This window comes from Paenibacillus chartarius (genome assembly GCF_042432825.1).
In the GTDB taxonomy this organism is placed as follows: Bacteria; Bacillota; Bacilli; order Paenibacillales; family NBRC-103111; genus Gordoniibacillus; species Gordoniibacillus chartarius.
In genome coordinates, this window is the sequence record NZ_JBHLWN010000107.1 from 38,459 (window position 1) to 50,413 (window position 11,955).

General features: G+C 49.4%; 9 protein-coding genes. All 9 read right to left on the minus strand.

What is annotated here, in order from left to right; translation table 11 throughout:
- Position 1: 1 nt before the first annotated feature.
- Entirely contained in the window at positions 2–934 is a 933-nt protein-coding gene (locus ACFFK0_RS26730) for an ABC transporter permease (protein WP_377473733.1), read from the minus strand.
- Between the two features lie 184 nt (positions 935–1,118).
- Positions 1,119–3,413 carry a glycoside hydrolase family 2 protein gene (locus tag ACFFK0_RS26735; RefSeq protein ID WP_377473735.1) on the minus strand — a complete coding sequence of 765 codons (2,295 nt, stop codon included), beginning with the start codon at positions 3,411–3,413 and terminating at the stop codon, positions 1,119–1,121.
- A gap of 97 nt (positions 3,414–3,510) precedes the next feature.
- Positions 3,511–5,019, minus strand: coding sequence for an ABC transporter substrate-binding protein (locus tag ACFFK0_RS26740; protein WP_377473737.1), 1,509 nt, complete (start codon positions 5,017–5,019; stop codon positions 3,511–3,513).
- Positions 5,020–5,160: 141 nt separating this feature from the next.
- Positions 5,161–6,768 (minus strand): response regulator, encoded by a 1,608-nt coding sequence (locus ACFFK0_RS26745; protein WP_377473739.1) that lies wholly within the window; start codon positions 6,766–6,768, stop codon positions 5,161–5,163.
- Positions 6,743–8,518 carry a sensor histidine kinase gene (locus tag ACFFK0_RS26750; protein WP_377473741.1) on the minus strand — a complete coding sequence of 592 codons (1,776 nt, stop codon included), beginning with the start codon at positions 8,516–8,518 and terminating at the stop codon, positions 6,743–6,745. The genes ACFFK0_RS26745 and ACFFK0_RS26750 overlap by 26 nt, the downstream gene beginning before the upstream one ends.
- Before the next feature lie 204 nt (positions 8,519–8,722).
- Positions 8,723–9,571 carry a formylglycine-generating enzyme family protein gene (locus ACFFK0_RS26755; protein WP_377473743.1) on the minus strand — a complete coding sequence of 283 codons (849 nt, stop codon included), beginning with the start codon at positions 9,569–9,571 and terminating at the stop codon, positions 8,723–8,725.
- A gap of 166 nt (positions 9,572–9,737) precedes the next feature.
- Complete coding sequence (gene xynA, locus ACFFK0_RS26760) at positions 9,738–10,373, minus strand: endo-1,4-beta-xylanase XynA (protein ID WP_377473745.1); 636 nt, start codon at positions 10,371–10,373, stop codon at positions 9,738–9,740.
- 214 nt (positions 10,374–10,587) lie between these two features.
- Complete coding sequence (locus ACFFK0_RS26765) at positions 10,588–11,577, minus strand: aldo/keto reductase (protein ID WP_377473747.1); 990 nt, start codon at positions 11,575–11,577, stop codon at positions 10,588–10,590.
- Positions 11,578–11,769: 192 nt separating this feature from the next.
- Entirely contained in the window at positions 11,770–11,940 is a 171-nt protein-coding gene (locus tag ACFFK0_RS26770) for a hypothetical protein (protein ID WP_377473749.1), read from the minus strand.
- Between the last annotated feature and the right edge of the window lie 15 nt (positions 11,941–11,955).

Here is an 11,955-nt window from a genome sequence, read left to right on the forward strand (position 1 = left end):
CTTAGAACAAAGCGTTCTCTTTATTGATTTTCCGAACGACATAATTGGATACGATGACGAGCACGAAACCGACGATCGACTGATAGAAGCCGGCCGCAGACGACATCCCGATATTGCCCAGCTGGAGGAGCCCCCGGAACACATACGTATCGATTACGTTCGTCGTACTGAACAGAGCGCCGGCATTCATCGGAACTTGATAGAACAGACCGAAATCGGAGTAGAAAATGCGGCCGATCTGCAGCAGCGTCAGCATGATGATGACCGGTGTGATCAGCGGAATGGTGATCGTGCGGATTTGCTGCCACTTGGAAGCGCCGTCCAGTGTCGCCGCCTCGTAATACTCCGGATCGATGCCGATGATCGCCGCCAGGTAGATGATGCAAGCATACCCGGCTCCCTTCCAGGTGTGGACCAGCGTAAGGATGACCGGCCAATATTGCGGCTCGTTGTACCACGCTATCGGCTCTATACCGAACGCCGGCAAAATCGTCTTGTTCATAAATCCGCTCTCCATGCTCAGCATGGAATACACTAAATAACTGACCAGAACCATGGAAATCAAGAACGGCAAAATAATCAGACTCTGGTACAAACGGGATGCGATCTTGCTTTTAATTTCGTTGAGAAGAATCGCAAAGGCTACGGCAACAACAAGGCCGATCACAATGAACGCCGCGTTGTACAAAATCGTATTCCGCGTAATGACATAGGCATCCGACGTCTGGAACAAGAACTTAAAGTTCTCAAATCCGACCCAGTCGCTGCCCCAAATGCCTTTGGCGAAGTTAATGTCCTTGAACGCAATCACGAGTCCGAACATCGGCAAATAATTGTTGATCGCCAAGTAAATCAGTCCCGGTACCATCATCAGATAGAGCGGACTGTATTTCCATGCTCTCTTCATCGCCATGCTCTGCGTGCGCTTTGTCATTCGTAGTTCCCCCTTCTGTTTCAACGAGATGTGGATGTCTTTGTTGTAATTTCATAGTACTCAATCGCATGGCCCCCAACTACCGTTCCAACGACTTCTGAATTGCACTTTGCCGACCACCCGCTCCACTTCGGAAAGAAATGTACCCCGTTCGGCCGGAATGGCCGAAACGGGGTACATTTCTCTAGCTTTCTTTCTTGATGGCGCTAAGCTCCCTGTTGATGACCGGCAGCAGTTCCGGAGGAATCCCGTAAAAGACGAGCTGGGACATTTTCTCGATCGACATGACCCCTTGGGTCACCTCAAAGAACGGATTGCTCGTTACATGTGCGAAATATTTGAGAAATACCGCCTTCGCAGCATCGTTGCCGTACAAATCCTCGATCGTATCATAGATGGAAAAACAGCCGTCCTTCAGCTCGATCTGCCCGGCATCGGTCAGGTCGAACTGTTCGAACCAATTGACGACATGCTTCGTTTTCTCTTCCTTCACATGAATGTAGCTCGGGTCCGCTTCCGATACGAAGCGCAGCACCATTTCATCCGTAAGGACCGTACCTTGGTCTTCAATACCTTCCGCTTTGATGCGGTTATCCCCCGGCAAGAGCGAGACGTCCTTCACGATGTAAACCGGCCCGCCGCCGTCCATTTCCGAAAGGAGTACATCATTAAGATATACCCGGACCCGGTTCATGTTGGAGAAAATAGCAATATCGTTCAGCTCCTTGTGTCTATGGACAAATCGGCGCCCGGACAGGTGAACGAACGGAACGGAGGACCAATAGGCCTTGCACAGATAGAAGGCGTCCTTCTTCAAGCTCCGGTCGATCGTCACAAGCCCCTTCAGATTTTTACCCTTTTCCCCGCCTTCATTGCGATTCGCGCTTCCGAAATCAAACATGTTCCACACATATCCGCCAAGCACGAAAGGCCTCTCCCGGAACGTTTCCAAAGCGTTATGATGGAACTTCAGCTGGTATTCTTCCGTGTAATCCTGAACCTGCGGGGTGTACGAATGATAGGCCGGGTTCGTATCGACCCCGTATTCCGAAACAAGGACAGGGACGTCAGGCCTCGTACGATGGAATTCGTCCAGTCTCGTTCCGAGATCCTTGATCTCTCCGTAATACCAGCCGTAATATAAATTGTACCCGACAAGATCGGTAAAGGTGTTGATGACACTGTCATCCGCAACGCCGTTGATATTCGCTTGGGCGACATAACGGCTCGGATCGAGCCTCCTGGCAGCCTTCACCAGCTTTTGAATCGTTCGATACGTGTGTTCCGTCTCGACGGCTATCGTAATTTCGTTCTGAACGCCCCAGCAATAGATCGAGCTGTGATTATAAGCTTGTTTGATCAGACGCTCCAGCTGCTCGAAGGCATTATGGCTTTCCGGATCTTTGGTCGAAGGGATGCTAATATACGGAATTTCTGCCCATACTAATAATCCGTGACGGTCGCAGAGGCTGTAAAAATAGTCATCGTGCTGATAGTGGGCGAGACGGATGCTGTTGGCGCCCACTTCCCGGATCAAGTCCATATCCAGATCCATATGTTCCTTGGTAATGGCGTTGCCGACCCCGCCGAAATCCTGATGCCTGCATACCCCATTAATTTTGATCGGCTTCCCGTTCAACAGCACGCCCCGATCGGAAGTGAGCTCAACGGTGCGGAAGCCGATGTCGATTTGCCGGGAATCGCGTACTTCTCCCTGTACATGGATGGAAATCACTGCCGTATACAGATACGGCTGCTCGATGCCGTTCCATAGAATCGGATTGCTGATCCGGCCTTTGATGGTAAAATCACTTTCACCGGATAACGTTAGGTCCAATTTGTCTTCCCAAACCGCAGCGCCCTCCCGGTCCCTAAGCTGTACTTGTAAGCTGCCTGGCGCCGTTACGCTCGATTCATTCACAACCCGGCCGCGAACGTCCAGCTCGAATACCCCGTCCCCGGTGCTTCGCTGGGTCAAGTATACGCCGTCTCGTCCGTTGTCCATCACATCAAAATGAATGTCATCCATAACAAGCAGCTTTACTTCCCGATATAGACCGCCGAAGAACGTAAAATCAGCCATGAGCGGATACACTTCGTTGTCGTAGCTGTTGTCCACCCTAACAGCGATTACATTGTCTCCTGACTTCAAATACGGATGCAGGGGCGCACGAAACATGGCGTACCCGCAGCGGCTCTCCGCGACAAGATGCCCATTGACATACACCTTGCCCATATTACCGGCTGCCCCGATCTCCAAATAGAAGCGTTTCCCCATATCTTCCGCAGAGATTTCCAGCCGTCTTTGATACCAGCAAGCTCCCCTGTAATACGGTTCACCTCCTCCTTGACCGTCGACATCGTTCCAAGTATGCGGCAAGGTGACGGGCAGCCCTTGTTCAATAGACACGCTTGCATAAGCAGGATCGTTTTCTTTGGTGAACGTCCAGCGATCATTTAGCGGAATTGTATTCAACATGATGTAACCTCTTTTCTCAGGATGGTTGAGCGGCAGTTGCGGGTAAAAAAATGCCCGTTCAACCGGCAAGTTGACGGGCAACAGAACGAGAAGCCGCTTATTTCTTACTTTGCGCCCATGCGTCAAGCTGCTTCTGCTTCTCCGCGATAATCTTCTCGATCCCGGCGGATTTAAGCTTGGACATAAATTCCGGCAGCACCTTATCCGGGTCGACGCTCCCCGTTTCAAGCGGAAGCTTGTATTGAGTAATGACGTTGGAAACCGCAGCATACTCCGCCTTCACCGCAGAGGCGTCGAAGGTAAAGCCAAGCGCCTTCGATTTAACCGCCGATTTGTTGAATTGGTCCATCTTCTCCCAAATCTTCGGGTCCTCACCGTTAAACACATAAGACAGGAATTGATTGCCGAACAAGTAGCCCATATTTAAGCTGTAACCTGAAGTTTTCGCATCTATGCCTGCAGGATAGTCGATCACGTTATCGGATTTGACAACGTAATGCTTCTCGGCAATGCCCCAATCCAACAGATTCACGATATCCTTGTCGGTATACATCAAATTCAGGAAGTCCATCGCTTTGTCCGGAGTCTTGGAGTTGATCGGTATGCCCCACATGATATTCGTCACATTCGTCGTTGTGGACACCGGCTGTACCAGATTCGCCGTCACAACCGGCACCCCGCTGCTCTTCGACTCCTGCTGCTCAAATCCCGGCTTCATATTCGATAAATAAGCGAACCCGCGATTCGACTTCAGCAAATCGAACTGAGACGTTTTGTTGGTTGCCGCGTCCTTCAGGATCAAACCGGCGGAATACCAGCTGCGCATCTTCTTGACGAACTCGGCATATTCCTGCGTTTCGTATAAATTCACGACCTTGAGGTTATTATCGTAATTAGGAAGTATACCCATCGAGTCGCCCAGCATATCAAACCAACGGTAGGAGTCAAGCATCGTTCTGCCGATGTTGCCCGGAACGAGAGGAGTGAGATTCGGCTCCTTTTCTTTGATCAGCTTCAATGTCGCTTCTACATCGTCAAGCGTGCGGATTTTGCTGACATCAATATTGTACTTATCGACGAGATCCTTCCGCATCGTTAAGCCTTGGCTGGCAGCAAAGTCTCGAATCGTAGGGATAGCGTACGTTGACCCGCCGATTTGCGCAGCATTCAGATAAGCCGGATCCATCGATTTCTTAATCCCTTGACCGTTACTCTCAAGCAGCTTATCCAATGCGACGATCTGGCCCTTGGCAACCAAGCCGCTATAGAGGTTACTCGTGATGACCATGAGATCGAGCTTCTCGTTACTGCTTAGCATCAAATTCACTTGCTGCTCCCAGTTCCCGAAGCTGATCGGTGTCAGCTTTACCGTGGCATTGATTTTCTGCTGAGAGATCTTATTGATGGCCTCTTGCACGGCGGACAAATCTTTCGGTACCGAACCGAAAATCGGGTAGGCAACGTTCAATTCCGCCGTCTTCCCCGATTGGTTCGCTGCAGCATCTCCCGCCGCAGTAGCTCCGCCTGTGTTATTCCCGCCGCAAGCGGCTAAGAAGAGCATAGAACCGATAACGAGTGCGCTTGCCGCAGTAAATCTCTTCTTCATATTACTCCCCCATTAGCATATTGTGTTTCACTCTTTGAAACCGGTCATCCGGTGCCAGCAGTGAAGTTATTTATATTTTACTTTCGCTCCGGCTGCGGCTCTGCTCCGTTAACGACTTTTCGCTATGCATTTGCCGACTACCTAAACCCGCCCGGATTGCTGGTGCGCTTGACGATATTCATTCGGATTCATATCGGTATGCTTCTTAAACATCCGGGAGAAATGCGAGAAGTTCGCATACCCGATATGCGATGCGACGGCGCTGATCGGCATATCGGTCTTGGCCAGCAGCTCCTGCGCAAGCTTGAGCCTCTCCTGAAAGAGGTAATCGGAAATCGCCATTCCCGTCTCTTTCTTGAAGATTCGCGTTAAATAATCCGGATTCAAGAATACGTGGCTTGCGATGTCTTCACGCGACAAATCCTCGGCGATATGGCGTTTAATGAAGCTCATGACCCGGTTGACCACACTTTGCGATTGCTCCACCGTTTCCACATATGCCACGGCCCTGCCGACAGCATGATCCATCCATGAGACCAGATCGGTCACGGTACGAGTCGCATGTGCGGAGTAATCCAGCGATAACGGATCGCTAAACAATTGATGCGCTTGAATGCCTTTGTCCTGAAGACCTACATAGATCATTTGTTGAAAATCCTGATAAAATTGTTGAAGCCACTTTGCATCCATGGCGTTCTGTTGAACCATGCGGTCCAAATAAGTGGTCGCTTCGCGGAGCACCTTCCTGTATTCCCCTTCCTTCAGCATGACGGCCCATACCCCCATATCCGGGAGCTCTTGAAGGGAGGCTTGTAATGGAACACCGGAAACTTGGAAAACCTTATTATTGTAAGCCACATTGTTTTTCTCATCATCACGCAGCCGGTTGACCATCCCCACCATGTCGTGACCATGCACGGTTTCCCCGATATAGCAGGAAAGATCGCAATAAAAGTACCGTTTGCAGGCCTCAATATAGCGTTCACAAGCTTGTTTCAAGGACCGTTCATAACCGGCCCCGCTTTCTTCCGCGTGTAATATAACCAGCAGCCTTCCGCTGCCCAGCGATATGACTTGTCCGCTTCGATTGCGTCCCGCCATCGATTCTTCGGCGGCATTCTTAAGGGCATACTCCATAATTTTCTCATCGCGCAAAGTTAACGGCTTATGCCATCTCTGAACACTTATGAGTACAGGTACAAAAGACATGGCATCATCGTAGGGAATGTTGCGTTCCGTCGCGGCACTTCTGATGGCTTCCGCCCGGGGAGGAATCGCCTGGTGGATAATGTCGAGCCAAAACCGTTCGATCAGCATCGGCTGATGCTGAACCCAGAACTGCCCATATTGACTGAACTGAACGATTTCCGAATCCTTGTGAATTTTTTCTATCGCTTTGTGTATGGTCTTCTCCAGCTCGGCGAACGGGATCGGCTTGAGAATGTAATCCAGGCTCCCCAGCTGGAGAGCTTGCTTCGCATATTTGAAATCGGCATGGCAAGTAAGGAATATCGTTGCCGTACGAGGGTACCTCTCTCTCACCCACTCCGCCAGCTCCAGGCCGGTAGCCTGCGGCATCTCAATGTCGCAAAGCATAATATCAATACGTTCGCTTTCGAATACGTCCTTGGCCTGTTTAACCGTAGAAGCCGAGTATACGGCCGTGATCCCCAGCTTCTGCCAGTTAACCCCGGAGCGGACACCCTCAATGGCATGAATTTCATCATCCACGATGAGAAGCTGCATCATCTTCGCTGTCCCCTTTCAAACGTTCCGAATCATAAGGCAGCCTGATCTCCACTACCGCACCTTGCGGAAATCCGTTATAGCAGGAGATCGACGCTTTTCCCCCATACAATAGCTGCAGCCTCTTCCGGACGTTCCAAATTCCGATATGCTCCCCTTGCTCGTCGATCACGGTATGACCGGACCGAATCTCCGATAATACGTGTTCCGAGAACCCTTTTCCCGTGTCACGAATGACGATCTCAAGGAAAGGCTCAACTCCCGTTTCATTGAGATCGATGGAAACGGAAATATGAACCGCTTCATCCAGCGTTACACTATGCTTGATCGAATTTTCCAGAATCGATTGAATCACAAGCGGCGGTATGAGAACGTTCCCCAAAAAATCCGGTGCATCAATCGAGCAAGTGAGGCTGCCCGGAAACCGCAGCTCTTGAATTCGCACATAGTTGCGAACGTGCTGGAGCTCCTCCTGCAAGGATACGAACGTTAAATTGCTCTGAAACATGAACCGGAAATAGCGGACCAAGCATAGGGTCATTTCCTGAATCAATTCGTAATTTTTCACTTGAGCCAAGTTGAACAAAATGTTCAGCGAATTCATGAAAAAATGCGGATTGATCTGAAGCTGTAAATGTTGAAGCTCCGCCTTTTGTTTATTCAGCTGCTCCTCATACACATGAATTTTTAATTCCTCGATCTGAGTCATCATATTGTTGAACGTTTGGTTCACCAGTTGAATTTCGTCGGAAGTCCGGTAAGGCTCAATGCGAACGTTGACATTCCCGTCGTTAATCCTCCTCATCACCGCAATCAAACGCTTTAACGGAACAAGCAAAATATGACGAAGGAGGAACAGGCTGATCGGCAGCAATCCAATGGATATGATTGAAATTAATAAGGTAAGCCGCGATAAATTCGGCAGGTTCTGCAGCATCTGTCTTTCCGGAATGACTGCAGCCAGGCTGAAATTTCCTTCCTGGGAAGATTCCCCGACGACAAGCCAACTATTCTTGCGGCCGGTCATATAATATTGGCTAAATCCCTTTGCGAAATCGATTTCCGTATCGGCTAGCGCCTTCGTACTCACCATGGGCACCCCCGCCGCAGTCACGAGCAAGGCACTTCCTTCCTTGCCCAAATCAATCAAATTAAGCGGTATGAGCAGCGTCTTCATATTGACCCAAGCCCCCATATATAGATCGCCGGACCGCAGAACTCGCAATGCATAGTAGTCTAGCCCGACTTTGCGTACAAACCAACGGCTGCCGTCCGTCTCCGAAAAGCTCGGATTGCCGCTTAACAATTGCTGCAGCTCCTGCTCCACTTGATCTCTCTCGGCAAATTCGATATTCGATTTAAAGACATTCAACAAGTCACGCCGGGAGCGGGAATAGACAAAAAAAGCATCGATGGATTTATATAGAATAATATCGCTCGATAATTTATTGGAAATACTATGCTTGGCGAGCTGATACTCATCTTCCGAATTAGGGGTGTTCATGGATTGAATATCGTAATCGGAAGTCATTAGGCCGATGAGATTGCGGTCTGCGTCTCTGAGCTGCGTGTCGATCTGCCCCATATATAAAGAAATTAAATTTTTATTGGATAAAGCCACTTGATTGTGCACGACGCTAATTCCATAAAAATTATTGTATAGCATCAGCGAAATGAGCGGCACCGTCACAAGCAATAGTCCCGCTACGAGCTTGAAACGAATCGAATTCCATGAAATGCGCGGGACCTTCATAGCTTCTCTCCTCCATGTGTAATGAAAAGACTGTCGAAGCAGGCTCGACAGTCCAACTCATCATCTTATTGTCGGTTCTTTTTTGCGATTCCTAAATCGAATTGTATCCCTACTGATATGGTACCAAATTCAGCGATGTCACACTACCGTTTTGACGACAATAAATTATGCATTTCCCGACATCTTTACCGTTCATCGTCCCGTTTACTCGCTCCGGCTCACCCGAAAGCCTTGATCGGGGCCCAAGCCGCTAGCCTCGAACTTGCCCCGGAAGGATACCTCGCTGTTGCTGACGTCGCCCATCCATCCGCCGCCCTTCACAACCCGCCAAGCACCGCTGCTGCTATCCAGGTCTCCGTACCAATTCCAGCACCATTCCCTTACGTTGCCTGACATATCGTAAATCCCTAACTCGTTGGGCTTCTGGAGACCGATCGTTTTTGTTTTATTTTTGTTGTTTTCTATGGCAGGCCAGCTCCAGTCTCCCGTTAGGATGTGATCTCCGGCGTTTTTCCAATACCATGCGACTTCATCCGCTTGATTGCTGCCGCTATAGGTGTAGCTCTTGCTCAGCTGGCCTCCGCCTGCCGCATATTCCCACTCCGCTTCCGTCGGCAGCCGGTATCCGTTAGCTCCTGCACGGATCGTTACCGTCCATTGGATAGGATCGAATTCACTCCGGTTGTTCGGGTCTTTGTTATTCTTGTCTATGTGGTAATAAGGCTGTAAGCCCTCTTTGATACTCCTCTTATTGCAGTACTCAACAACGTCATACCAGCTTACCATTTCTACCGGCAAATGGTCGCCTTTGAAAGCCGACGGGTTGCTTCCCATGATCTCCTTCCACTCTTGTTGAGTAACCTCATATTGGCCGATATAGAAGCTCGATACGGTTGTACTTTTTCCAAAGTAGTTGGACTTGGTGTTCATGAATGTCCCCCCTTTCACAAACACGAGGCCCTTAAGATGTTCAGAATTTCCGTTTTCGTTTTGCGTACAAGCGCTGGCAATCACCATCATGGCGAATATGAGGCAAATGAATAGCTTTCTCATATAGATCTCCTTTTATGCGAATAGGAAAAAGTTGTAGGCCGTATCGGCCTACAACCCGCCTCCGGCAACGTCAGAGGCCTTTCCGCAGCATGTAGGTTGCAGCGTAACGATATCAATACTGTTTACGGTTTGTTGTATGTCCGTTTTCCTGCTTGCAAGCGGCCTGTTACCACACCGTTACATTCGATCTTCCGCTGCTTTGATATCCCTCTGTCGCCAGCACCTGGTAGGACCAGCTGCTTCCCAGATTCATTCCTTTACTCTTCCATGCGTTCACGTGGTTGCTGAAGGTGATCGCGGCGTTGCTTCCGGTCGGTCTCTTTGACTGACGGACACTCCAGAACTGTTGGAACGTCTGTGTGCCGTCAATGGAAGGGGCGTTATATCGCATAGTCGTATAAATGTCATAGGTGCCCCCGTCGCTCGTTACAGTGCCTTTAAACGTACCGGTAGGCCGATAAGTGCCCCAGCTATCAACGACGTAATATTCAATGAGGGAATTTCGCGTCCATCCGTAGAGAGTCAAATATCCGTTGCCGGACGGCTCCCAGATGCCCGCATTGTAATTAATGACCCTGGTTGGCGATCCGGTGTTCCAGCCTTTGCCGACAACAAAATTCCCCGTGTTCGACCAAGTGACGCTGTAATTGCCGCCGGAGCCATTGACTGCATTTACGGTCCCGCCGCCATCGGTCCAATTTTGCCAGTAATCTGTCGCTGCATTGGAGGTTGCCGCAAACAAGCTCATACTCATTGAAGCTGCCATCAATACCGTTAAGAGTTTCTTCTTAAACTTAAACATAACTTACCTCCTCGTATAATTGGGTTGCCGCAACCCTACACGCTGCTTGACAGGTGAGTTTCTTTTCACCTCCTCTCTAGGAAAATTATAGAAGGTAAGCGATTTCATTTCACTGAAGAAAATAAAGATAAAACCTTAAATTCTTTACATCCGTTGAAAAGAAAGAACGCCAATCGCAAGGATGTAGCGTTCCGGCACGGCTATGATCGAACTGTTATCGAGGCGGAAGCGCACCTACCACCGGATGTGGTACGTACAGCTCTTCCAGAGACACGATTTCTTCAGGCGTTAATGTAACCGACAGCGCAGCTACCGCATCGTCAAGATGCGATGTTTTCGTTGCCCCGATAATAGGAGCAGTAACCGGTTGTTTCTGCAGCAGCCAGGCCAGCGCAATTTGGGCACGGGGAATGCCGCGTTGCCCGGAAATCCGCTCAAGCCGTTCCACAATCAGCCGATCTATATTCGCAGTCGCATCATATTTGCTTTTCTGGGCTTGATCGGTTTCGGAACGATGCGTTGTTTCCGACCAGCTGCGCGCCAATCGGCCGGAGGCGAGCGGACTGTATGGAATGACGCCGATTTTTTCTTCCATGCATAGCGGGAGCATTTCTCTCTCTTCCTCACGGTACATGAGGTTGTAATGGTTCTGCATCGATACGAACCGGGTCCATCCATTCTTCTCAGCTACATGCAGAGCCTTTAGAAATTGCCAGGCGTACATGGCGGAGGCCCCTATGTATCTCGCCTTGCCCGCCTTCACCACATCATGCAAGGCCTCCATCGTTTCTTCTATGGGCGTATCGTAATCCCAGCGATGGATTTGATACAGGTCTACATAATCGGTTCCCAGCCGCTGTAGGCTCTTATCAATTTCACTCATAATGGCTTTGCGGGAAAGTCCGGCACCGTTAGGACCTTGATGCATGCGGAAATGAACCTTTGTAGCAATGACAATTTCATCCCGGTTGGCATAATCCTTTAAAGCCCTACCGACAATTTCTTCGCTTGCTCCGACCGAATAAATGTTTGCCGTATCAAAAAAATTGATTCCGAGCTCCAACGCTTTTCTAATAATAGGGCGACTCTGCTCTTCGTTAAGCACCCATGGATGAGTCCAGCGTTCGGCCACGCCAAAGCTCATGCAGCCAAGGCATATTCTGGATACATCCAAGCCGGTATTTCCAAGCTTCACATATTGCATATCCGTTCTCCCCGCTTTCGTTTGGATATTCCCACCATGTACAGTTTACTCATTGGAGTTAACTCCAAGTCAATAGTAAAAAAGGAGAGGCGCTCCGCATTGTAAATATTTGTTTGGCAGACCTCCATCCCCCGCTGTATATAAACAAAACGCAATCTTCTCATAATGAGAGATTGCGTTTTTACCGGTAAGCTAAACTTCATTTTTGTAAATACCGTTTAAGTTTGGAGGAAATTCGGCAGCTTTCGTACTTGTCAATGACTGAGCTTCTTCAGTGAAATGATCATCGTTTTGCAGATTGTCTTTCTTATCCGCACGATTATCCGCTCGGTCGTGCTTCTCATCGGCGCTGTTTTTTGGCAAGACACTCACCTCCAT